The following is a 22320-nucleotide window of genomic DNA, read 5'->3' on the forward strand; positions in this document are numbered from 1 at the left end:
GCCCGGATATCTGTGCTCTGCTGGACGAATTCACTGCATTCGTCCGGCCGAGCGCGGATATCCGGCCGGACGGGGGTCCCGTGCCGCACGGATAGTCTGAGTGGGTCGGACGAAGCGGGAGGAAGAGCATGGAACGGGACCTGGACGCGCGCGTCGCGGAGCTGATCGAGGTGGGCGCCGATGCGGTGTCGCGCGGGCTGGTGCTCGCGAGCGGGGGCAACCTCTCGGCCCGACTCGACGACGACGCGTTCGTGGTGACCGCCTCGGGCACCTGGCTCGATCGGCTGAGCCCCGCAGACTTCAGCGTCGTCGGCCTCGACGGCGAGGTGCGCGGCGGCAACCCCGCTCCGTCGAGCGAGTGGAAGCTGCACCAGCGGGCCTATCTCGCGCGTCCCGACGCCGAGTGCACGATCCACCTGCATCCGCAGCACGCGGTGGTGCTCGCGAGCCTCGGCAAGCCCATCCGGCTGCTCACGCTCGACCACGCCTTCTACGTCCGCTCCGTCGGCGTGACCCCCTTCTTCCACAACGGATCCGACGAGCTCGCCGACACCGCTGCCGAGCAGCTGCGCGAGCACGACTGCGTGGTGATGCGCCATCACGGCTGCTCCGTCGTCGCCGAGTCGGTGCGCATGGCCTACCGGCGCGCCCTCAACCTCGAGGACGCCGCGAAGGCGAGCATCCTGGCCCTGCAGCTGGGCGACACCGACACGGTGTTCCCGCCCGAGGCGCTCGCCGACATCCACCACGCCTGAGCCTCCGCGCCGGTTACGCGGCGGTGCGGCGCGCTCGGCCGGTGCCGAACGCGATCCCCACGCCGGCGAGGGCCAGCAGTGCCGCGCCGAGGATCACGATGCCCGCGGGATCCGAGGCGCCGGTGACGGCAAGGCCATCGCCCTTCGCCCCCGCGGTGCCCTGCGCATCGGTGCCCGCGCCTGCGGCGGTCGCGCCGTTCGCGCCATTCGCGCCGGAGCCGACGCTGCCGCCCGCTGCCGTCCCGTTGCCCGCGGCGGTGCCGTTCGCGCCCGACCCGGTGCTTCCGTTCGCGCCGGTCCCGGGTGCCGCGGTGATCGCGAGGGGGATCGCGACCTCGGAGCCGTCGGCACGCTTCGCGACCAGGGTGTGGGCTCCGGCCGGGGCGCTCGCGGGGATCGTGACCCGCTGCGAGAGCGTGCCCGAGGCGTCGGCGGTCGCGGTGCCGAGCGAGACCGGGGTCGAGTGCAGTTCGAGGGCGAGCTGCTCGCCGGGCGCGAAACCGGTGCCCGTGACCGTCACCGCGCTGCCGGCGGCGACCGAGGGGGCTGACACGGCGATCGCGGCCGGATCCGGCGTCGGGGCGTCGGGTTGCGAGACTCGCACCTGGTCGATGGCCCAGAACGCGCTGTTGATGCCGCTGTAGGAGAAGTTGAGCCGGATGCTCTTCGGCAGCCGGCCCTTCGCGTCGCGGGGCAGCTCGTACGAGAAGTGCTCGACCTGGTTCACCGGGTTCGCGCGGGTGCCGTTCGCGGGGTAGTCGACGAGCTTCTGCGGCTGCAGACCGGAGGCCTCGTCGAAACTGACGCGGACGCCGGCGCCCTGCGGGTCGTCGACGGCGTAGTCCGAGACGAAGGAGATGTCGACGGTGGCCGCACCGTTCAGCGGGTACTCGGGTGTGACGAGGGTGGAATCGAAGTTCCGGCTGCTCTTCGGACTCACGTCGTCCCACTCGTCGGAATCGGCGACGGCGAACACGTTGCGCGAGCGCACGTTGTTCTCGCGGTGCTGGCCGAGCTCGGCGTTCGAGAAGAAGTCGTCGGTCATGAAGGTCCAGCCGCGGAACTCGGTCGAACCGCCGGTCGGCATCTTCGAGTTGTCGACGGTCCAGCCTTCGGGCGCCTCGTTCGTCCAGCCGGTGATCCCGACGAGGCCCTTCTCGTCGACGGCGCCGCGCAGCTTCGGGCGCAGCGCGTCGAAGTCATCGGGCACGATGTCGTTCACGGCCTCGCCGTCGAGCTCCCAATCGGTCTTGCGCGCGATCCCGTCGTGTGCGAGCACGGTGGGAGCGATGTCGGCGATCCTGACGTCGTCGCGGGTGCTGCCCGCCGCGAACTCGGCGCCCTTCGCGATCACGAAGGTCTTGCGCTCGAGACGTGACGCCCCGCCGTGCCCGCCCGTGGGGGTGTGGCCGTGGTCGGCGGTGACGACGATGAGCCAGTCCTCGTTCGCGTAGTCGGGGCGCTGCTCGACGGCGCCCACGATCTTCGCGATCTGCTGATCCGCGGTCTTCAGCGCGGCGCGGTAGGCGGCCGAGGAGGATCCCGTGCTGTGCCCGGCGCCGTCGACCTCGTCGAGGTGCACGAACACGTCGTCGGGGTTGCCGGTGGACAGGCGCTCGACGGCCTTCGCGGTGGTGTCGGCATCGTTCTTGCCCTGCACCCGCTCGTCGACCGCGGAGCCGAAGACGGTGGTCGAGATCGGGCCCCAGGTGCCGACGACGAACGTGCTGCGCTGCGGCGCGGCCTGCTCGATGCGAGTCAGGTAGTCGGGGAACTGCGCGTAGTTCGGGTTGGTGAAGTTGTTGTCGGTGACCCGGTGCTTGTCGGGCCAGACGCCCGTGGCGATGGTCGACCAGCCGGCTCCCGAGACGGTAGGTGCCATGGGCGACGCGGGCAGGTTGCTGGTGGCGGTGAGACCGCCCTGCTGCAGCGCGTGGATCGACGGGGTCTCGGCCTGTTCGAGCACGTCGAACGAGGCGCCGTCGACGCCGATCACCAGGGTCTTCGGGGTGCGCGGCGCATCGGTCGGCACGGGGGCGCCGGTGGGCGTCGCGTTGGCGGCCGATCCGGCGCACACGCCGCTGATGCCGAGCAGGACTGCGGCGGCAGATGCCGCGACCGCGTGTTTCCTCACAGTGGTTCTCTCCAAATGGCTGAGGGGTTCGGGGACGGCCGCGCGAGGGAAGGACGGGCGACCGCACACCAGTCTGGGAAGGCGCCGGAGCGGACGCAGCGACACGCCAGACGGTCACGCGCGCTTCCGCGCGGAGACATCGTGGGTTCACTGCGGAGCTCGACCGATCCGCGGCCCGCTCGGCGTCAGCGCCGAGGAGCCGAAACAGGAAGATCCAGGTCCGATCGGTGAACCGGGGAAATCGACGAGCCGCACGGACGGTCCGCGCGAACTCCGGGGTTCGCGACTTCGCCGCCCGATGAACACTGCGGAAACGCGGCGGAGTACGCTTCGACCGTGACCTTCGAACCGCTGTTCCACCGCCTCGACCGCCTCGCCGGAGGCCGGAAGGCCGGCGAGCGGATCCCCGAGCAAGCATCCGAGCATCCGCGCACGCGTCGCTCGTTCCGCTGGATCGGCTGGCTGCTCGCCGTCGAACTCCTGATCGGGCTGGGCGCGGTCGTCGTCGCGGTCGTGCTGGCCGGGAACGGCGAGCAGGTGCCGTTCGCGGTCTGGATGCGCACGATCGTGGTGCTCGGCATGACGGCGACGCTGTTCTACTTCGCGTGGCGCGCCTCGCTCGGCTGGCGCTGGGCGTACCAGCGGCTGCGGCTGTTCGCGCAGATCTTCCCCGTGATCACCCTCGTCATGGCTGCGATCCCCGGGCTCTATCCCGCGTGGATGGTGACCGAGCAGATCGTCTTCAGCCTCATCATGATCGGGATCGCGGACTTCCTCACGAGCGACCACATGCGCGAAGCGTTCCGGGCTCCGTCGGAGGACCCGGCCGGGGACTGAACCGCCTCGTCATCCCGCCGCCCAGCCTCTCCGGGACACCGCTGCGCCGGTGAGACACCACGGAGTCTCGTGGTGTCTCACCGGCGCAGCGGTGTCCCGGCGGACCGCGGTCAGGCGAGCCGGCCGGCTGCGCGGGCGCGGACGATGACAGTGTCCTCCATATAGGCGACGGGCAGTTCCTCGAGCGCGAGCACCTCGACGGTGCCGACGCTCGCGCCGGCCGCGACGGCCCGCTCGATCGCCTCGGCGCGCACCGCGGCGACGGCCTCGGCGCGGGACGTCTCGCGCAGCGAGAACACCCGCTCCGCCTGCCCGGCGACGTCGCCGAGGGCCGCACCGACGGCGTTCGCCGCGCCCGCATGGTCGGGGCGGATCACGTCCGAGACGCCCGCGAGGCCGTCGGGGGAGATCACGGATCCGCCGCCGACGAGCACGATGGGCACGGGGGCCGCGCTCGGCTTCATGCGGTCGATCGATTCTTCGAGCAGCGCGCGGATCGCGGCCTCGCTCGCCTCGCGCAGCCGCGGCTCGACCGAGACCGGACGTCCGCCGTCGATCTCGAGGCGCCCGCCCGCGACCGCGATGTCGGTCGTGGTGAGCGTGCCGCCGCCGAACACGAGCGCCTCGCTCGTGATCCGGAAGCCGACGCTGTCGGGGCCGAGCACGACGGGGTTCTGCTCGGAGGCGCCGGTGCCGCGCACGACGGTTCCGCCGCCGAGCCCGACCGAGAGCACGTCGGGCATGCGGAAGTTGGTGCGGATCCCGCCGATCTCGGCCGCGTGCGCCGACTGGCGGGGGAAGCCGCCGACGAGCACTCCGATGTCGGTCGTGGTGCCGCCGATGTCGACGACGAGCGCGTCGCTCACCCCGCTCAGGTGCGCGGCGCCGCGGATCGAGTTGGTCGGGCCGCAGCCGATCGTCAGCACGGGGAACCGCAGCGCGAAGTCGAGTCGCATGAGCGTGCCGTCGTTCTGGCCGAAGTAGATGTCGGCTTCGATCCCGTGCGCATCGAGCGATTCGCGGAACCCGTCGGCCATGCGGCCGAGCGTGCGCACGAGCGCCGCGTTCAGGATCGTGGCGTTCTCGCGCTCCAGGAGCCCGATGGATCCGATCTCGGCCGAGCGCGAGACGGGCAGCCCGAGCTCCTCCTCGGCGATCTCGGCCGCGCGCAGCTCGTGCGCGTCGGCGACGGGTGAGAACACGCCGACCACGGCGACCGCGTCGACGGCTCCGCGCATCTCGGCGCAGGCGGCCCGTACAGCGGTCTCGTCGAGCGCGCTGATCTCGCGTCCGTCGAACTCGTTCCCGCCGGCGATCACGAAAGCCGGGCCGGCGACGGCCTCGCGCAGCTCCCGCGGCCAGCCCTCGAACGGCGGCACGGCCGTCGTCGCGGGGCCGCCGAGGCGCAGGACGCCGACCCGGCCGAGCCCGCGACGCTCGACGATCGCGTTGGTGCAGTGGGTGGTGCCGAGCATCGCCGCGCGCACCTCTGATGCCGGGATCCCCGAGGCTTCGAGCACGCGGTCGATCGCTCGGGCGACGCCGTCGCCCGAGTCGGCCTCGGTCGGCGACTTGATCGAGGCGACGACCTCCAGCCGCTCGTCCAGCACGACGGCGTCGGTGTTGGTGCCGCCGACGTCGATCCCGATCCGGTAGCTCATGCGCGGGCCTCCTCGGCCCGCAGCGCGAGCTCCTCGATCGACTCGTACGCGACGTCGTAGCCGAAGTACTGCGGACCCGCGGTCGCGAGTCCGATCTCGGTGCGCCACTGCGGGTGGCACGGGAACGCCACGACGGTGACGCGGGCGCCGTATCGCAGCGTCTCGGTGGTGATGGGGTGCCCGGTCGACTGATCGAGCACGGCGATGAGGTCGGGGGTGACCGCGGCGAGCACGCCGTCGCGGCGGCCGAGCAGCATCTCGTTCTGGAAGTCGAGCTCGAAGCCGGCGCCCCGGTCCTCTCCGGTGCCGGCGAGGATCGCGCGTCCCCTGGTGAAGCCGCCCGAGACGGTGCGCTCGATCTCGGCGACCTTGCCGTCGAACAGGCGGGTGCCGCCGAGCTCGTCGAGCATGCGGCCGATGCGCTCCTCGTCGCGCAGATCCGAACCGAGCAGCAGTTCGCCGATGCGGCGCGCGGTGCTCAGCGTGCCGGGGATCGCGACGTCGCGCACCACGGAGCCCGGGTACGCGTAGTCGATCATGGTGGCGGAACCGCCCATCTCGAACGACAGCACGCGTGCGAGCCGTTCGGACCACGCGCCGTTCACCGGTCGCGAGAGCACGGCGTTGCCCTGCGCGTCGACGAGCACCGTGGATCCCGGTCCGTAGCCGGCGAGGTGGTAGGTCACCATCTGCGCCTCGGGGAACGCGCGGCCCATGGCGTCGCCGTCGACGATCGGCAGACCGCGCTCGGCGGCCGCCGCGATCGGGATCAGCGAGTTGCCGCCGCCGATCTCGATCGGCATGATCGCCGCGACGCGCTGCCCCGTGCCCCGCTCGAGCAGGTCGATGGCGGTGACGAGCTCCTCGGCCGCGGCGATCTTCTCGATCGAGACGGAGGGGGCGCCGATCATGCCGACGGGGGCGACGATCCCGTCGTCGTCCAGGTCGGTGACGGCGACGACCGGCACGGGGCCGTGCTCGCGGATCGCGCGCTTCGCGTGCAGCGCGCCGACGTGCGGATCCCCGCCGCCTCCCGTGCCGAGCACGGCGGCACCGATCGCGATCGCGTCGATGTCCTCCTCGGTGATGCGGGTCAGGGCGGTTCCGGTGCGGGCCGCGGTCATCGATCGATCCCCTTCGCGATCTCGGCGGCGGCGCGCAGATCCTGCGCGGTCGCCTCGGTGATTCCGGTGTGGTCCTCGGTGCGCTCCGCCGCGTCGCTCGCGGCGGCGGTGCGATCGCGGCGCACGAACCCGATGAGGGCGTGGGCGGCGAATGCCGCGAGGATCGCGTCGAGCGCCGGGATGGTGGTGAGGCTGAAGAGCCCGAGGCCGAGCCCGTTGCCCGGTTGCGTCGTGCAGACACCGACGAGGCCGCCGATCGCCCACGAGACGAAGGCCCAGGGATCGACCGCCGGAACCGCGCTCGCGCCCGTGCGCAGGCGGCTCGAACGGCGGGCGAAGAACTCGGCGAGGTACACGCCGCCGTAGGGCGCGATGAACGTGCCCATGACCGAGATGAACGGGATGAACGCGTCGTAGATGCCGAACAGGGCCGCCGCGATCGCCACGATCCCGCCGATCACGGTGAGAGTCCGGCGGTTCACGCGAGTGAAGATCGTCGACAGGTTGAGCGCCGCCGAATAGAGGTTGTTGGTGTTCGTGGTCCACTGCGCGAGCGTGAGCACGACGACGGCGACCACGCCGAGGCCGAGCATGAAGAACATGCGCATCAGATCCTGCGCGCCCATCACGCGCGACAGGACCAGCGCGACGATCACGATGAGCGAGTTGCCGATGAAGAAGCCGATGAACCCGGCCGCCATCGCGTGCTTCGGGGTGCGCGCCCAGCGCGCGATGTCGGGCGAGATGACGACGCCGAAGACGAAGATGCCCATGACGAGCGAGACGGCGCCGCCGAAGGTGAACTGCGGGGTCACCTCGGCGAAGAGCTGGCCGCTGCCGAACTGCACGAAGGCGAGCACCACGGCGAGGCCGAGCAGCGCGATCAGCAGCGGGACCGCCCACGAGCTGAGGCGCTCGATCGAGCGGTATCCCCAGAGCGCGGTGAGGACCATGAGCGCGCCGCCGACCGCGGTGAACACCTGCACGGGCACGTCGACGTGCAGGAGCTCGTCGACCGCGATGCGGGCGTTGTCGGCGAAGAACCCGGTCTGCACGCCGAACCAGCCGAGCGACGAGATCGCCATCGCGATCGAGATCACGCGACCTCCGGCTCGCCCGAAGACGGTGCGGGCGATGACCGAGCTGGTGAAGCCGGTGGCCGCGCCGACGTAGGTGCAGGCCATCGCCAGCACGCCGAGCAGGATCGAGCCGATGATCGTCGCGGCGAGGGCCTCGCCGAAGGGCATGCCGGCGCCGAGCTGGACGCCCATGATGGTGCCCGACAGGTCGATGCCGATGGCGATCCAGATGCCGGCGATGGGCAGCCAGCCCTTGCGCTCCTCGGCGGGGACGACGCCCTGTTCGTAGTCGGAGCGGCCGCTGCTCTGCGGCGCGTCCGCCGGGGTGGACGGGGAAGTGGTCATGGTCGGTTCTCCTGAACCGGGATCCCGAAGCCGAGTGCGGCGGCCAGCAGATCCCAGGTGCGCGTGAGGTGCTCCGTGTAGAGCACGGGTTCGTAGTGCTTGAGCTGCAGGAACAGGCCGTCCATCAGGCAGGTGAAGTGCGCGGTGAAGGCGTCGGGATCGACGCGCGCGAACCTGCCCGCGTCGCGCCCCTCGATGTAGGTGGCGCGGATGGCTTCGGCGAGCTCCTCGTCCCAGCGGCGGAAGACGCCGGAGGGATCGGTGCCGGCGGGGATGCCGCCGGTGATGGACCGGAGATGGAAGTCCACGAGTTCGGGGCGCTCCTGGTAGAACGCGGGAACCCCCGTCAGGATCTTGTGGAGCCGTTCGAGCGGGTCGAGCTCGCGCGATTCTGCGAGCAGTCGGGTGAAGTAGTCGCGGTGCTCGGCGATGGACCGGGTGTAGACCTCCACGTAGAGCTCCTCCTTGCCGGAGAAGTGCGCGTAGATCGACGGGGCCTTGATCCCCACATCGGCGGCGATCTCCTTGAGGGACGTCTCCGCGTAGCCGGCCCGGGCGAATCGCTCGCGCGCGGCTGCGATGATCTGGGATCGGGTCATCTTCGAACCACCTAACTAACCTTCGTTAGGCAACGGTAAGACCACTGACCCGCGTTGTCAACACGGGCGGTGCCGGGACTAGGGGAGGACGGGGAACTCGCGGTCCCGATCCCAGTCGCCGCCCCAGCCGACCTCTGCGAAGAGCCGGGCGAGCAGCATGCCGGTGAACCCCCAGACCACGCGACCGCCGAAGCGCTCGTCGAGCCGGAACGCCTCGCCGCGGAACTCGTCGCCCGCACGGCGCAGCACCGAGGTGCCGCGGGCCGCCGGGTCGAGCAGCTCGGCGACGGGCACGCGGAACACCTCGACCGATTCCGTATGGTCGGCAGCGACCGCGCTCGGCAGGCGCCACCAGCCGACCACGGGGGTGACGAGGTTGCTGCTGACCGGCACCCAGATCTCGGGGAGCGTCCCGAGCACGTCGACGCCCGCGGGGTCGAGGCCCGTCTCCTCCCACGCCTCGCGCAGCGCGGTCGCGGCGCGGTCGAGGTCGCCGGGTTCCACACCGCCGCCCGGGAACGCGATCTGGCCCGCATGATGCCGCATGCTGTCGGCGCGGCGCGTCAGCAGCACGTCCAGGGTCGGCGGCACCGCAGGATCGGGCACCCGGCAGGGCACGTCGTCGAGGGCGCCGAACAGGATCAGCACCGCCGATCGTCGCGCAGGCAGCCCCGTATCGAGAGCCTGCGGGGTGATCGCGATGTCGAGCCCGGACGCGAGCGCGCGTTCGAGCTCGGCTCGTGCGTCCTCCGGGGTGCTCGGCACGGTCTCTCGATCAGCCCTCGTGCAGCAGCTCGCTGATCCCCTCGGGGACCCGCTGGGAACGAGCCCAGGGCTCGCGGTCGCGACGGGCGACGCGCTTCACCTGAGCGGTCTCCTCGGCGCGCGACCCGGTGAGTACCGCGATCACCGCGGCACGCTCGTGGTCGCGCACGCCGCGCGTCACGAAGCGGAAATCGTCGCCGTGCAGGGTCGGATCGGTCTCGCCGATCTCCTCGCGCTTGGCAGCGTCGCGGGCAGCAGCGTCCGGTGGCAGCAGTTCGTCGTTCACGTCGTCCTTCGGCCTAGAGCGGGATGTTGCCGTGCTTCTTGGCGGGCTGCTCGGTGCGCTTGCCGCGCAGGCCGCGGAGCGACTTGATGACCGCGAGGCGGGTGCCCGCGGGCTCGAGCACATTGTCGAGCTCGCCGCGCTCGGCCGCGAGGAACGGGCTCGTCACGTCGGCCGTGTACTTCGCGGTCAGCTCGGCGCGCAGCGCCTCGACGTCCTCGCCGCGCTCGGCGGCCGCGGCCAGCTCCTTGCGGTAGAGGATGTTGACGGCGCCCGAGCCGCCCATGACGGCGATCTCGGCGGTGGGCCAGGCGATGTTGAAGTCGGCGCCCATCTGCTTCGAACCCATCACGATGTACGCGCCGCCGTAGGCCTTGCGCGTGATGATGGTGACGAGGGGAACGGTCGCCTCGGCGTAGGCGTAGAGCAGCTTCGCACCGCGGCGGATCACGCCCTGCAGCTCCTGGTCGGTGCCGGGCAGGTAGCCGGGCACGTCGACGAGGGTGAGGATCGGGATCGAGAACGCGTCGCAGAACCGCACGAAGCGTGCGGCCTTCTCGCTCGCGTCGATGTTGAGCGTGCCCGCCATCTGCGCCGGCTGGTTCGCGACGATGCCGACGGTGCGGCCCTCGACGCGGCCGAAGCCGATCAGCATGTTGGGGGCGAACAGCGGCTGCACCTCGAGGAACTCGCCCGAGTCGAGGATCGCCTCGATGACGACCTTCATGTCGTAGGGCTGGTTCGGGCTGTCCGGGATGATCGTGTTGAGGCGGCGATCGACGTCGGTGATCTCGAACGCGGTGTCGCTGTCGTAGACCGGGGCCTCGGCCAGGTTGTTGTCGGGCAGATAGCTGATGAGCGACCGCGCGTAGTCGAGGGCGTCGTGCTCGTCGCTCGCGAGGTAGTGCGAGACGCCGCTCGTCTTGTTGTGCGTGAGCGCGCCGCCCAGCTCCTCGAAGCCGACCTCCTCGCCCGTGACGGTCTTGATGACGTCGGGGCCGGTGACGAACATGTGGCTGGTCTGGTCGACCATGATCACGAAGTCGGTGAGGGCGGGGGAGTAGACCGCGCCGCCGGCCGACGGGCCCATGACGATCGAGATCTGCGGGATGACGCCCGAGCACATGGTGTTCAGACGGAAGATGTTCGCGTACTTCGAGAGGGCAACAACGCCCTCCTGGATGCGGGCGCCGCCCGAGTCGAGGATGCCGAGCACGGGGGCACCGGTCTTGAGGGCGAACTCCATCGCCTTGACGATCTTCTCGCCGGCGACCTCGCCGAGCGATCCGCCGAAGGTCGTGAAGTCCTGCGAGTAGACGACGACCTGGCGGCCGTGGATGGTGCCCGCGCCGGTGACGACGGAGTCGCCGAACGGGCGGCTGTTCTCCATGCCGAAGCCCTGCGTGCGGTGCTTGACGTACTTGTCGAACTCGACGAAGCTGCCCGGATCGAGCAGCGCGGCGATGCGCTCGCGCGCCGTCATCTTGCCGCGGGGGTGCTGCTTCGCAGCTGCGGCGGCGTCGCGGTCGCCCACGGCCTCCTGGTACTTGCGCCGGTGGTCCGCGATGCGCGAGGCGGTCGTGGCGGCCGAGGGCTCGGTGGTCTCGGTGGCGTTCTCTGCAGTCACGGGTGTCAGCCTAGCGCGCGACCCATGCCGCAGGTTGGAGGAGCGCTCTCAAGGAACCGGCGATTCCGCTGGAGGAATCCTCCATCGGGCGGTGAGGAGGCCGCGCCGCTACGCTCGTTCGCATGGACCTGCCCCGCACCCGCGCCCTGCTGCCCCGCGTCGAGTGGCGCGAGTCGTCGCCCTCGACCAACGCCGAACTGCGCGAGCTCGTGGCGCGCGAACCGGGGCTCCCGAACGGCACGCTGCTCGCGACCGCCGATCAGACGGCGGGACGGGGGCGGCTCGGGCGCGGCTGGGTCACGCCGCCCGGCACGTCGATCGCGGCGTCGCTGCTGCTGCGCGGCCCGGGGATCCGAGCGGTCTCGGCAGAGCTCGGACCGGGCTGGACTCCGCTCATCGCCGGCTCCGCGGTGACGGACGCGCTCCAGTCGCGCTTCGGCGCGGACTCGGGCCTGCGGGTCGGCGTGAAGTGGCCGAACGACGTGCACGTGCGCGACGAGGACGACGCGATCGCGGGGCGTCCGGGACGCAAGCTGTGCGGGATTCTCTGCGAGATGCTGCCCGACGGGTCCGTGATCGTCGGCACCGGACTCAACCTGCTGATCCCCGAGTGGGAGCTGCCGACCGACCGGGCTTCGTCGCTGCTCGCCGCGGGCGCCGACGTGGGCGGCGCCGAAACGCTCGACAGCGACGCCGGCCGCGTCCTCGCCGACGAGATCCTCGCCGCGGTGACGGGCGGGCTGCTGCGCCTCGTCGAACGCGCGTCGCAGGATCCCGGCGCCGTGCGGGCGCGCGTGCTGCGGCACTCGCTCACCCTCGGATCCGAGGTGCGCGTGCACCTCGCCGACCGCGTGATCGACGGCCGCGCGCGCACCCTGTCGGACGACGGGTCGCTCGTGGTCGACCTGCCGACGGGCGGCGAACTCGTCGTGTCGGCGGGCGACGTGGAACACCTGCGGTAGAACGGATCGGCGTACGGCCTCTGCCCGCAACGGAATCGGGCCCGTGCCGGACACTCGACGATGCGAATGACCGGCGCGGGCCCGATCCTGGTTCGGCCGGAACCGACTAGCGGTTCGGCTCCAGCGGGAACTCGTCGCCGAGCTGGTCGATCTGCTCGGTGGTCGGCTCGCCCTCCGAGAAGTCCATCTTCGGCACGGGCTTGCGGAAGCCGCCGGTCACGATCGCGATGATGATCACGCCGACCACGAGCCAGATCGCGCCCACGAGCCAGGTGAGGGCCTGCAGCGAGGTCCACAGCCAGATGGTCAGCACGAAGCCGATCACCGGCAGCACGAGGTAGCGTACCCATTTCCAGAACCCGAACTGCTCGCGGCGGCCGCCCTTCGGGAACACGTAGGTGCGGATCACCGAGAGGTTCACGAGGGCGAACGCGGCCAGCGCGCCGAAGCTGATCATGAAGGCGACGGTGTCGAGCGATAGGAACAGCGCCGAGAGCGCGAAGATCGAGACGACGCACGCGGCGACGATCGGGGTGCCGAAGCGGCGGTGCAGCCGGGCGAGCGGCTTTGGCAGCATGCCGTCCCTGCCCATCGCGTAGAGGATGCGTGAGACGGAGACCTGGCCGGTCATGCCGGAGCCGAACGCGCCGACCACGTAGATCGCCACGAAGAACGCGGTGAACCAGCTCACGCCGAAGCTGTCCATGACCGTGGTGCCGGCGGCGTCGATCTGCTCCTTGTTGAGGGTCGACCAGTCCGGGTTGAAGGCGAGCGCGCCCGACCACGAGACGAGGATGAAGAAGAAACCGCCGACCAGGGTCGAGAGCAGGATCGCGCGCGGGATGTCCTTGCGGGGGCGCTTCGCCTCCTCCGACAGGGTCGAGACCGCGTCGAAGCCGAGGAACGAAAGCGCGAGCACCGCGGCGCCGGACGCGATGGCGCCGATGCCGCCCTCGCCGAAGGTGAAGGGATCGATGAGCCCGACCGACTGGTCGCCACCCAGGTACTCCTTGAACGCGAGCGCCATGAACACGACCACGAGCACCACCGACAGCGCGATGATCACGAAGTTCACCTTATTGACGAGGTTGATGCCCAGGATGTTGAACAGCAGCACGAGCAGCAGCGACGCGAGGGTGAATACCCACACCGGAACCGCGGGGAACTGCGTGTTCAGGTAGATGCCGATGAGCATGAAGTTGATCATCGGGATGAAGAGGTAGTCGAGCAGCATGACCCAGCCGGTGAGGAAGCCGATGGCCCCGCCGAAGGACTGCTGAGTGTAGGTGTACGCGGATCCCGCGACCGGGTAGCGGCGCACCATGGCGCCGTAGCTCGCCGCGGTGAAGAGCATGGTGACGACGGCGACCACGTAGGCCGCGGGCAGGTGGCCGTCGGTCACCTGGTTCACGATGCCGTAGGTGGTGAACACCGTGATGACCGTCATGTAGGTCACGCCGAAGAGCGTGAGGCCGGTCAGGCCGAGGGCGCGCTTGAGGTGCGGGCCCCCTGCGGTGCTGGTGGACACGGTTGCTGGATCGGACACGGGTTTTCTCCTTTGAAAAGGTCCGGATGAGCGCCTGGGCGCCCTAGGAGGATGATCCCACGAAGGTCGGACGACCCGCGAGCCACGTGCCGCGGATCGTGATCTCGGGGATCAGATTCGGGTCGACCGCGAGCGGGTTCGCCGAGAGCCAGACGAGGTCGGCGGTCATGCCGATGTCGAGGGTGCCTCGGTCGGTCGCGAGCGCCTGGCGGGCGATCCCGCGCGTGTAGGCCGCGAAGGCTTCTCCCGCGGGCACGCGTTCGTCGGGCAGCCACGACTCGGCGTCGGGTTCGAGGTGGCTGTGCCGGGTGATCGCGGTCGACAGCGCGGGGCGCCAGTCCTTGGTGGTGACGGGCCAGTCGCTGCCGAACGAGACGGTCGCGCCGCCGCGCAGCACCGAGCCGATGAGGTACTGCCAGCCCTCGCGGTCGTGCCCGATGTGCGGGATCGTGAGCGACTCCATCACCGCGTCGCACTGCGCCCAGTAGGGCTCGAAGTTCGCGATGATCCCGATCGCGGCGAAGCGCTCGGCGTCGCCGGGGGCGAGCATCGCGACGTGCGCGATCACGTGGTGCCGTTCGCGGGTCGGATCCTGCGCCTGTGCGGCCTCGAGCGCGTCGAGCGCCGATCGCACCGCGGCGTCGCCGATCGCGTGCAGGTGCAGCTGGAACTCGAGCGCGTCGAACGCGGCGGTGGCCGCCCGCAGCTCGGCCTCGTCCCAGTTGGGCAGGCCGCGGTCGTCGGGCCGGTCGGCGTAGGGGGAGGTGAGCGCCGCCGTGTGGTTCTCGATCACGCCGTCGACGAAGACCTTGACGGTCTCGGCGCTCAGGCGCGGGTGACCGAGTTCGCGGATCTCGGCGCGGATCGCGGCGAACTCGTCGAGCTGCTCGCGCCAGCGCATCGGATCGGCCCGCAGCGCCAGGTTGACGCGGGTGTGCAGCCGGTCCTCGCGCACCGCCGCGCGGTAGGTCTCGACGTCGCCGGAGTCGACCCAGGCGTCCTGGATCCACGTGGTGCCCTGCTCGGCGTAGGCGCGGGTCGCGGCCTCGATCGCGTCCACACGGGCTGCGAGGGAGAACCCGGGGACCACGTTCGCGAGGAAGTCGTTGGCGGCCGCTTCCTGCAGCGTGCCGAGCGGGCTGCCGTCCTCGCGGCGCACGATCCGGCCGAGGTGCGGATCCGGGGTCTCGGCGGTGATGCCGCCGGCCGCGAGCGCCGCGGAGTTGACCCAGGCGGTGTGGTAGTCCCAGGCGCGCAGCACGGTCGGGGTATCGCCCGTGACCTCGTCGAGCCAGCGGGCGTCGAAACGGCCGCCGGGCGCGAAGGTCGCGTCGTAGCTCGCGCCGACGATCCACTCGGCCTCGGGGTTCGCGGCCTTCCACTCGGCGACGGCGCGGAGGATCCCGTCGAGATCGGTCGCCTCGCGCACCGCGGGGCCGGCGGCTTCGAGGCCGCCGAGCACCGGGTGAGCGTGACCGTCGCCGGGCGCGGGGGCCAGGGTGCCGCCGGCGAGGTCGACGATCTCGGAGCCGGACTCCTGCGCGAGCGCGAGCGCCTCGGCCCCGTGGGCGATCACTCGGCCGTCGCGCACGGCGAGCGCGTCGCTCGTCTCCGCCGGCCCGGTCGCGGGCGCCGGGTCGATGATCACGGTGCCACCGGTGAAAACGGTCGTCATCTGCTGCGTCCTTGCTGCTGAGGGGCGTTCCGGCCGCTCGCGGCGCATGCGGGGTGCGGGCCGTGAGCGGAAGTGCCAAAATGAACAGGGTTCGTTTGAGCGCTGGGCAAGAGAATAGTACGAATGCCGTGCGGACGCGAATGAGTTTTGCGATCCGGCTCGGGGCGGGCCAGGATGAACCCGAGGGGGCGAAGATGACCACGACCGCGGACGACGGCGACCGCGCCGGCACCGGTGGCAGCACCGGGCCTTCGCGCCGTCGCGCGGGTCGTCCCGCGCAGGGGATCCTCTCGCGCCGGCTCATCTTCGAGACCGCGCTGCGCCTCGTGGATCGCGGCGGGGCGGAGGCCGCCGGGATACGGGCGGTCGCGAAGGAGCTCGGCGTGCAGCCCTCCGCGCTCTACAACCACGTGGACGGGTATCCCGACCTGGTCGCCGGGATGCGCGAGCTCATCAGCGATCGGATCCCGCTCGACATGTTCGATCGCAGCCCGTGGGACGAGGCGCTCGTCGAGTGGTCGGGGCACTACCGCGATACGTTCGCGGCGCACCCGTCGACCGTCGCGCTGCTCGCCGTGCTTCCGCTCGCCGAGGAGTCCACGACGACGCTCATGTACGACGGGGTGATCCGCGCGCTCGTGCGTGCCGGCTGGCCCGAGGAACGGGTGCTGATCCTGCTCGTCGCGCTCGAATCGTTCATCCTGGGGTCCGCGCTCGACCTCGGCGCCGACGAGCAGATGCTCGATCCCGGCCCGCGGGAGGACGTGCCCGTCTTCACCTCGGTCTACCGGGCCCGTGCCGCGATGCTCGCCGCGAAGCGGCAGAGCACGGCCGATGCCTCCTTCGAGTTCGGCTTGCGGGCCATGCTCACCGGCTTCCGCGCGGAGTTCGACGCGCTGCGGCGGGGACGGCCCGAGCCTGATCCCGCCTAGCGGAAGATGATGGTGCGGTCGCCGTCGGCCAGGATCCGGTTCTCGGCGAACCAGGTCACGGCGCGGCGCAGCGTGCGCGCCTCGCCGTCCTGGCCGAGCTGCATGAGCTCCTGCGGCGAGTAGGCGTGGTCGACGCGGGTGACGTCCTGCTCGATGATCGGACCCTCGTCGAGGTCGGTCGTGACGAAGTGCGCGGTGGCGCCGATCAGCTTCACGCCGCGCTGGTGCGCCTGGCGGTAGGGGTTCGCGCCCTTGAAGCCGGGCAGGAACGAGTGGTGGATGTTGATCGCGCGGCCCGCGAGCGCCTCGCAGAGCTCGGGGGAGAGGATCTGCATGTAGCGGGCGAGCACGACGAGCTCGATGTCCTGCTCCTCGACGACCTCGAGCACGCGACGCTCGAAGGCCGACTTGTCGTCGGGGCCGGCGACCGGGCGGTGCTCGAACGGCACGCCGTAGAAGTCGGCGATGTCGCGCACGGTCTCGTGGTTCGAGAGGATCAGCGGCACCTCGATCGGCAGCTGGCCGCCGCGCTGCCGGTACAGCAGGTCGTTCACGCAGTGGGTCGCGGTCGACGCGAGGATCAGGGTGCGCACCGGTCGGCCGACCACGTCGAGGCGCCAGGTCATGTGGTAGCGCTCGGTGACGGGCGCCAGCGCCTGCTCGAAGCGGGCCTCGAAGGTGTCGGGCTGCGCGACGGCCTCGACCTGCAGGCGCATGAAGAACCGGCCGGTGTCGTGGCTCGCGAACTGCTGGCTCTCGGCGATGTTGCCGCCGGCCGCGACGATCGCGCCGCTGATCGCGTGCACGATCCCCGGTCCGTCGATGCAGCTGAGGGTGAGCACCCACTGGGTGCTGGAGGAGTCCGTCGCGATCGTGTTCACGGGGTCCAAGGGTACTGGATCGGCGGACCCGCTCGCGGGCCGCGATCCACCGGTGACCGCGTGTGACCGGCGGCGTTCCCTTCCGAGCCCGGATTGCTACACTGTCGAACGTCGTGACTGGCGTGCAGATGGGACACCATCGGGAAACGACACCCCCTCTCGGAACGGCCGCTCGCCTGGGTCGAAAAACCGAACCGATGTCTTCCGCGCGCGCGGAACGAGAACCACGAGGAGTACACCGGATGTCGAACCAGTCTGCCTTCTTCAACGAGCCGCTCGAGGTCGTCGACCCCGAGATCGCGGAGGTCCTGAAGAACGAGCTCGGCCGCCAGCGCGGCACGCTCGAGATGATCGCGAGCGAGAACTTCGTTCCCCGCGCGGTCCTCGAGTCCCAGGGCTCCGTGCTCACCAACAAGTACGCCGAGGGCTACCCCGGTCGCCGCTACTATGGCGGCTGCGAGTTCGTCGACGTCGCCGAGGAGCTGGCGCGCGAGCGCGCCAAGAGCCTGTTCGGTGCGAAGTACGCGAACGTGCAGCCCCACTCGGGCGCCTCGGCCAACGCCGCGGTGCTGTCGGCCATCGCCGAGCCCGGCGACACGATCCTCGGCCTCGAGCTGGCCCACGGTGGCCACCTCACCCACGGCATGAAGCTCAACTTCTCGGGCAAGCTCTACAACGTCGTGCACTACGGCGTCGACCCCGAGACGTTCCTCATCGACATGGACGTCGTGCGCGAGAAGGCGCTCGAGCACAAGCCCAAGGTCATCATCGCCGGCTGGTCCGCCTACCCCCGCACCCTCGACTTCGCCAAGTTCCGCGAGATCGCCGACGAGGTCGGCGCGACCCTCTGGGTCGACATGGCGCACTTCGCGGGCCTCGTCGCCGCGGGCCTCTACCCGAGCCCGGTGCCGCACGCGCACGTCGTGTCGTCGACCGTGCACAAGACCATCGGCGGCCCCCGCTCCGGCTTCATCCTCACGAACGACCTCGAGCTCTTCAAGAAGCTCAATTCGAACGTGTTCCCCGGCCAGCAGGGCGGCCCGCTCATGCACGTGATCGCCGCGAAGGCGACCGCGTTCAAGCTCGCCGCGACCGACGAGTTCAAGGACCGCCAGGTGCGCACCCTCTCGGGCGCGAAGCTCGTCGCGGACGCGCTCACCAGCGAGGCATCGAAGGCGGCGGGCGTCGACGTGCTCACCGGCGGCACCGACGTGCACCTCGTGCTCGCCGACCTGCGCAACTCCGAGCTCGACGGACAGCAGGCGGAGGACGCGCTGCACGCCGTCGGCATCACCGTCAACCGCAACGCGGTGCCCTTCGACCCGCGCCCGCCGATGGTGACCAGCGGCCTCCGCATCGGCACCCCGGCCCTCGCGACCCGCGGCTTCGGCGACGTCGAGTTCGCCGAGGTGGCCGACATCATCGCGCTCACCCTCCAGCAGACGGGCGACGTCGAGGCCCTCAAAGCGCGCGTCACGGCGCTCGCCGACGCGTTCCCGCTGTACCCCGGCCTCGAGGAGTGGTGATCCTTGACCGCTGAGAAGCTCGACGGGACCGCCGCAGCGGCTTCGATCAAGCAGGAGCTCGCGGGGCGCGTCGCAGCGCTCCGCGAGCGCGGCGTCACCCCCGGTCTCGCCACCGTGCTGGTCGGCGAGGATCCCGGCTCGAAATGGTACGTCGCGGGCAAGCACCGCGACTGCGCCGAGGTCGGCATCGCGTCGATCCAGCGCGAGCTGCCCGACACGGTCACGCAGGAGGAGCTGGAGGCGGTGCTCGACGAGCTCAACGCCGACCCGGCCTGCACCGGGTACATCGTGCAGCTGCCGCTGCCGAAGCACATCGACACCGACCGGATCCTCGAGAAGATCGACCCGGACAAGGACGCCGACGGACTGCACCCGACCAACCTCGGGCGCCTCGTGCTGAACGCCAACACCGAGATCACCTCGCCGCTGCCGTGCACGCCGCGCGGCGTGATCGAGCTGGTCGAGCGCAACGGCCTGTCGTGGGCGGGCAAGAACGTCGTGGTCGTAGGCCGCGGCGTGACCGTCGGCCGTCCGATCGGGCCGCTGCTCACCCGCCGCGAGTTCAACGCGACGGTCACGCTCACCCACACGGGCACAGCGGACCTGGGTGCCGAGCTGCGCCGGGCCGACGTGATCGTCGCGGCGGCGGGCGTGGAGGGCATCGTGCGCGCCGAGGACGTCAAGCCGGGCGCGATCGTGCTCGACGTGGGCGTCTCGCGCAAGGTGGATCCCGAGACCGGCAAGAGCCGCGTCGTCGGCGACGTCGACCCGGCCGTGGCGGAGGTCGCCGCCTGGATCTCGCCGAACCCCGGCGGCGTGGGCCCCATGACCCGTGCCCTGCTGCTGAAGAACGTGGTCGAGATGGCGGAGCGCGCGGCCGACGCCGCCTGATCCGCTCGCGACACCACACCGACCGAGGAGAACCACATGTGCTCACCCGTGCGCTGCGCCGACTGCAGCAAGACCACCTGGGCCGGGTGCGGCCTGCACATCGAGGAGGCGCTGGAGGGCGTGGCCCAGGCCGATCGCTGCTCCTGCCCTCGCGACTGAGCCGCTGATCCGGTGCTGAAGCGCCGCGGGTCCGTTCCGACGGACCCGCGGCGCTTCGCTGTGCGTGCGGCGTGCCCGCCGGTGCCAGGCCAGTGCCAGAACCGCAGTGCATACTGGACTGCGGTGCCGAGATCCCGGTTGCCAGCCCACACCCGTGAACTGAAAGTCGGACCCCGGTGCTCCACTCCGCGCTCGCCTCGCTCGCAGGCTTCGTCACCCCGGCCCTGCTCGGCATCGATTGGCTCGACCCCGAGACGCTGCTGAAGGCGGGCGGCTGGGTCGCGCTGGTGCTCGCCTGCGCGTTCGTGTTCCTCGAGACCGGCGTGCTGGTGCTCGCGTTCCTGCCCGGCGATTCGCTGCTGTTCACGGTCGGACTGTTCTCGGCGACCGGCATCATCGACGTGCCCATCTGGATCACCTGCATCCTGCTCTTCGTCTTCGCGTTCGCCGGCGACCAGGTCGGGTTCATGATCGGGCGCAAGCTCGGTCCCGCGGTGTTCAGCCGCGAGAAGAGCAAGCTCTTCAACCCCGAGAACGTGCAGCGCACGCATGCCTTCTTCGAGAAGCACGGCCCGAAAGCGATCATCATCGCCCGCTTCCTCCCGGTGTTCCGCGCCTTCGTGCCGGCTGCGGCCGGTGTCGGCAAGATGGAGTACCGCCACTTCGTCGCGTACAACGCGATCGGTGCGCTGCTCTGGGGCGTCGGCGTCACGCTGATCGGCTTCTTCCTCGGTCAGATCCCGTTCGTGCACCAGTACTCCGAGGTGTTCATCATCGTGCTCGTGCTGCTGCCGGGCATCCCGATCCTCATCGAGGCGATCCGGGCGTTCCGTTCCTGGCTGCGCAAGCGCCGCGCCCCCCGGGATGCCTCCGCCGAGTAGCCCCGCCCCGCGCAATCTCCGGCATCGAAGGGGCCCCCTTTCCATCCTTCCCTCCGAGGAAGAGGAAGAAATGGGCCCGTTCTCTGTTGCAATGCCCCGCGTTCCCGCGCGCCCGGCGGACGGGGGTTGACGTTCGCGCGATCGCGACGTAATGTACAACCAAATGGTTGTACAAGAACTTTCCGACGCACAGATCGACCGGATCTTCCGGGCCCTCGCCGACGCCACGCGACGCGACATCGTCCGCCGCACGCTCACCGACGAGGCCTCGGTCTCCGAGCTCGCCCGCGACTACGACATGAGCTTCGCTGCCGTGCAGAAGCACGTGGCCGTGCTCGAGGCCGCCGATCTCGTCGCGAAGATCCCCCGAGGAAGGGAGCGCATCATCCGAGGAAACCCCGAGACCATCCGACGGGCGCAGGAACTCCTCCGCCACTTCGAGCAGCTCTGGCGCGGACGTATCGACCGACTCGATGCGCTGCTCGCCGAGGATCCGCCCGCGCGGTGACGCCGCTCCCGCTCCCGCTCCCGACACCGACCCCGCTTCGCGGATCGCTGATCACCGAACACGACCCCATCGAACACGACCCACCGAACACCTCGAACCGAAAGGACGCGCATCATGCCCGTCACCGCTGTCACCACCGATCCCGACTCGCTCACCCTGAGCGTCGTCGCCGATTTCACGGCCCCCGTGCGCCGGCTCTGGGACGCCTACCTCGATCCGCGCCAGCTGGAGCGCTTCTGGGGTCCGCCCGAGTACCCGGCGACGTTCACCCGTCATGACGGCTTCGTCGGCGGGCTCAGCGCCTACTTCATGACCGGGCCCGAGGGGGATACCCACGGCGGCTACTGGAAGTGGGTCGCCGTCGACGAGGGCCGATCCTTCGAGGTGCGCGACGGGTTCGCGAACGACGACGGGAGCCCGAACACCGAGCTGCCCGAGGGGCGGATGGTGCTCGAGTTCACCGAGACCGCGCTCGGTTCGCGCGTCTCGGTCACGAGCTACTTCGGCTCGGTCGAAGAGATGGAGCAGCTGCAGGCCATGGGCATGGTCGAGGGCATGCGCGAGGCGATGGGGCAGATGGACGCGGTGCTCGCGGACCTCGCCACCTTCGCCGCCGAGCTGCCGACGCAGCTGCAGCTCATCGGCGACACCCGGGCTCGCGTCTCGCGCGTGATCCGCGGCACCGTCGAGCAGGTCTGGCGCGCCCACCACGAGGCCGAGCTGATGCGCCGCTGGATGCTCGGTCCCGACGGTTGGGAGATGCCGGTGTGCGAGGTCGCGAGCGCGCCGGGCGAGCGGTTCCGCCAGGAGTGGCGCAACCTCGAGAGCGGCGAGACCTTCGGGTTCACCGGCGAGTTCCTCGAGGGCGAGCGCCCGGTGCGCGCGGTCACTACCGAGGCGATGACGACGCCCGAGGATCCCGACGGCGCGCAGAGCCCGGTGACCCGCAACGAGCTCACCCTCACGCCGGTCGAGGGCGGCACGCTCCTGACGCTGCTCATCACCTACCCCGACGCCGCGACGCGCGAGATGATCCTCGCGACCGGCATGGTCGACGGTATGGAGACGAGCTACCTGCGACTCGAGCGCGAGGCGCTCGTGGCCGCCTGACCCGACGACCGCGCCGTTCGCCCCGGCCCCGCGCATCGAC

The 22320-nt window shown here is 70.7% G+C and carries 21 protein-coding genes and 1 riboswitch; of the genes, 10 read left to right on the plus strand and 11 right to left on the minus strand.

The window, feature by feature from the left end; genetic code table 11:
- Positions 1-128: 128 nt before the first annotated feature.
- The gene (locus tag BMH31_RS00550) at positions 129-755 is read left to right on the plus strand and encodes a class II aldolase/adducin family protein (protein WP_099723964.1); all 627 of its coding nucleotides are present in this window, start codon (positions 129-131) and stop codon (positions 753-755) included.
- A gap of 13 nt (positions 756-768) precedes the next feature.
- Here the strand turns inward: BMH31_RS00550 and BMH31_RS00555 are convergent, their stop codons facing one another.
- Positions 769-2889 (minus strand): alkaline phosphatase family protein, encoded by a 2121-nt coding sequence (locus tag BMH31_RS00555; protein WP_158234914.1) that lies wholly within the window; start codon positions 2887-2889, stop codon positions 769-771.
- A 336-nt stretch (positions 2890-3225) separates the two neighbouring features.
- Between BMH31_RS00555 and BMH31_RS00560 the strand changes: the two genes are divergently transcribed.
- Positions 3226-3726 (plus strand): hypothetical protein, encoded by a 501-nt coding sequence (locus tag BMH31_RS00560; RefSeq protein WP_099723966.1) that lies wholly within the window; start codon positions 3226-3228, stop codon positions 3724-3726.
- Positions 3727-3836: 110 nt separating this feature from the next.
- Here the strand turns inward: BMH31_RS00560 and BMH31_RS00565 are convergent, their stop codons facing one another.
- From BMH31_RS00565 to BMH31_RS00595, 7 genes are all read right to left on the minus strand, one after another.
- On the minus strand, positions 3837-5387 hold the full coding sequence (locus tag BMH31_RS00565; RefSeq protein ID WP_099723967.1) for a hydantoinase/oxoprolinase family protein: 1551 nt from the start codon (positions 5385-5387) through the stop codon (positions 3837-3839).
- The gene (locus tag BMH31_RS00570) at positions 5384-6511 is read right to left on the minus strand and encodes a DUF917 domain-containing protein (protein ID WP_099723968.1); all 1128 of its coding nucleotides are present in this window, start codon (positions 6509-6511) and stop codon (positions 5384-5386) included. The genes BMH31_RS00565 and BMH31_RS00570 overlap by 4 nt, the downstream gene beginning before the upstream one ends.
- Positions 6508-7935 carry a cytosine permease gene (locus BMH31_RS00575; RefSeq protein ID WP_099723969.1) on the minus strand — a complete coding sequence of 476 codons (1428 nt, stop codon included), beginning with the start codon at positions 7933-7935 and terminating at the stop codon, positions 6508-6510. The genes BMH31_RS00570 and BMH31_RS00575 overlap by 4 nt, the downstream gene beginning before the upstream one ends.
- Positions 7932-8534: a TetR/AcrR family transcriptional regulator gene (locus BMH31_RS00580; RefSeq protein ID WP_099723970.1), complete on the minus strand. Its 603-nt coding sequence runs from the start codon at positions 8532-8534 to the stop codon at positions 7932-7934. The genes BMH31_RS00575 and BMH31_RS00580 overlap by 4 nt, the downstream gene beginning before the upstream one ends.
- Before the next feature lie 78 nt (positions 8535-8612).
- On the minus strand, positions 8613-9299 hold the full coding sequence (locus tag BMH31_RS00585) for a CoA pyrophosphatase (protein ID WP_099723971.1): 687 nt from the start codon (positions 9297-9299) through the stop codon (positions 8613-8615).
- A 10-nt stretch (positions 9300-9309) separates the two neighbouring features.
- Positions 9310-9585 carry a hypothetical protein gene (locus BMH31_RS00590; protein ID WP_099723972.1) on the minus strand — a complete coding sequence of 92 codons (276 nt, stop codon included), beginning with the start codon at positions 9583-9585 and terminating at the stop codon, positions 9310-9312.
- Between the two features lie 13 nt (positions 9586-9598).
- Positions 9599-11209: an acyl-CoA carboxylase subunit beta gene (locus tag BMH31_RS00595; protein ID WP_099723973.1), complete on the minus strand. Its 1611-nt coding sequence runs from the start codon at positions 11207-11209 to the stop codon at positions 9599-9601.
- Between the two features lie 122 nt (positions 11210-11331).
- Here BMH31_RS00595 and BMH31_RS00600 point away from each other — a divergent pair, with 122 nt between their 5' ends.
- Positions 11332-12171, plus strand: coding sequence for a biotin--[acetyl-CoA-carboxylase] ligase (locus BMH31_RS00600; protein ID WP_099723974.1), 840 nt, complete (start codon positions 11332-11334; stop codon positions 12169-12171).
- 106 nt (positions 12172-12277) lie between these two features.
- On the opposite strand, the gene BMH31_RS00605 is transcribed toward BMH31_RS00600, so the two are convergent.
- Together BMH31_RS00605 and BMH31_RS00610 are read right to left on the minus strand one after the other, a co-directional pair.
- Complete coding sequence (locus BMH31_RS00605; RefSeq protein ID WP_099723975.1) at positions 12278-13717, minus strand: APC family permease; 1440 nt, start codon at positions 13715-13717, stop codon at positions 12278-12280.
- A gap of 43 nt (positions 13718-13760) precedes the next feature.
- Positions 13761-15392, minus strand: a complete 1632-nt coding sequence (locus tag BMH31_RS00610; RefSeq protein WP_099723976.1) for an amidohydrolase — start codon at positions 15390-15392, stop codon at positions 13761-13763.
- Positions 15393-15586: 194 nt separating this feature from the next.
- Between BMH31_RS00610 and BMH31_RS00615 the strand changes: the two genes are divergently transcribed.
- Positions 15587-16324, plus strand: a complete 738-nt coding sequence (locus BMH31_RS00615; protein WP_099724007.1) for a TetR/AcrR family transcriptional regulator C-terminal domain-containing protein — start codon at positions 15587-15589, stop codon at positions 16322-16324.
- Here BMH31_RS00615 and purU read toward each other — a convergent pair.
- Positions 16321-17205 carry a formyltetrahydrofolate deformylase gene (gene purU, locus BMH31_RS00620; protein ID WP_099724008.1) on the minus strand — a complete coding sequence of 295 codons (885 nt, stop codon included), beginning with the start codon at positions 17203-17205 and terminating at the stop codon, positions 16321-16323. The genes BMH31_RS00615 and purU overlap by 4 nt on opposite strands.
- A gap of 103 nt (positions 17206-17308) precedes the next feature.
- A riboswitch (ZMP/ZTP riboswitch) is annotated at positions 17309-17394 on the plus strand.
- Between the two features lie 53 nt (positions 17395-17447).
- Here purU and glyA point away from each other — a divergent pair.
- From glyA to BMH31_RS00645, 6 genes are all read left to right on the plus strand, one after another.
- Entirely contained in the window at positions 17448-18731 is a 1284-nt protein-coding gene (glyA, locus tag BMH31_RS00625; RefSeq protein WP_099723977.1) for a serine hydroxymethyltransferase, read from the plus strand.
- Between the two features lie 3 nt (positions 18732-18734).
- On the plus strand, positions 18735-19622 hold the full coding sequence (locus tag BMH31_RS00630) for a bifunctional methylenetetrahydrofolate dehydrogenase/methenyltetrahydrofolate cyclohydrolase (protein ID WP_099723978.1): 888 nt from the start codon (positions 18735-18737) through the stop codon (positions 19620-19622).
- A 36-nt stretch (positions 19623-19658) separates the two neighbouring features.
- A complete protein-coding gene (locus tag BMH31_RS15800; RefSeq protein WP_256382371.1) occupies positions 19659-19781 on the plus strand; it encodes a hypothetical protein in 123 nt (40 codons plus the stop codon).
- Positions 19782-19957: 176 nt separating this feature from the next.
- The gene (locus tag BMH31_RS00635; protein ID WP_099723979.1) at positions 19958-20662 is read left to right on the plus strand and encodes a VTT domain-containing protein; all 705 of its coding nucleotides are present in this window, start codon (positions 19958-19960) and stop codon (positions 20660-20662) included.
- 163 nt (positions 20663-20825) lie between these two features.
- Positions 20826-21170 (plus strand): metalloregulator ArsR/SmtB family transcription factor, encoded by a 345-nt coding sequence (locus tag BMH31_RS00640; RefSeq protein ID WP_099723980.1) that lies wholly within the window; start codon positions 20826-20828, stop codon positions 21168-21170.
- Between the two features lie 114 nt (positions 21171-21284).
- Positions 21285-22280, plus strand: a complete 996-nt coding sequence (locus BMH31_RS00645) for an SRPBCC family protein (RefSeq protein ID WP_099723981.1) — start codon at positions 21285-21287, stop codon at positions 22278-22280.
- The last annotated feature ends 40 nt before the right edge of the window (positions 22281-22320 follow it).

Source organism: Leucobacter sp. OLIS6 (assembly GCF_002752355.1).
Classification (GTDB): Bacteria; Actinomycetota; Actinomycetes; order Actinomycetales; family Microbacteriaceae; genus Leucobacter.

Excerpts from the sequence above, each read along its gene's own strand:
- BMH31_RS00615 (WP_099724007.1), top strand. The coding sequence starts at position 15,587 with ATGACCACGACCGCGGACGACGGCGACCGCGCCGGCACCGGTGGCAGC.
- BMH31_RS00580 (WP_099723970.1), bottom strand. The coding sequence starts at position 8,534 with ATGACCCGATCCCAGATCATCGCAGCCGCGCGCGAGCGATTCGCCCGG.
- BMH31_RS00610 (WP_099723976.1), bottom strand. The coding sequence starts at position 15,392 with ATGACGACCGTTTTCACCGGTGGCACCGTGATCATCGACCCGGCGCCC.
- BMH31_RS15800 (WP_256382371.1), top strand. The coding sequence starts at position 19,659 with ATGTGCTCACCCGTGCGCTGCGCCGACTGCAGCAAGACCACCTGGGCC.
- BMH31_RS00570 (WP_099723968.1), bottom strand. The coding sequence starts at position 6,511 with ATGACCGCGGCCCGCACCGGAACCGCCCTGACCCGCATCACCGAGGAG.
- BMH31_RS00600 (WP_099723974.1), top strand. The coding sequence starts at position 11,332 with ATGGACCTGCCCCGCACCCGCGCCCTGCTGCCCCGCGTCGAGTGGCGC.
- BMH31_RS00550 (WP_099723964.1), top strand. The coding sequence starts at position 129 with ATGGAACGGGACCTGGACGCGCGCGTCGCGGAGCTGATCGAGGTGGGC.
- BMH31_RS00640 (WP_099723980.1), top strand. The coding sequence starts at position 20,826 with ATGGTTGTACAAGAACTTTCCGACGCACAGATCGACCGGATCTTCCGG.
- glyA (WP_099723977.1), top strand. The coding sequence starts at position 17,448 with ATGTCGAACCAGTCTGCCTTCTTCAACGAGCCGCTCGAGGTCGTCGAC.
- BMH31_RS00575 (WP_099723969.1), bottom strand. The coding sequence starts at position 7,935 with ATGACCACTTCCCCGTCCACCCCGGCGGACGCGCCGCAGAGCAGCGGC.
- BMH31_RS00565 (WP_099723967.1), bottom strand. The coding sequence starts at position 5,387 with ATGAGCTACCGGATCGGGATCGACGTCGGCGGCACCAACACCGACGCC.
- BMH31_RS00645 (WP_099723981.1), top strand. The coding sequence starts at position 21,285 with ATGCCCGTCACCGCTGTCACCACCGATCCCGACTCGCTCACCCTGAGC.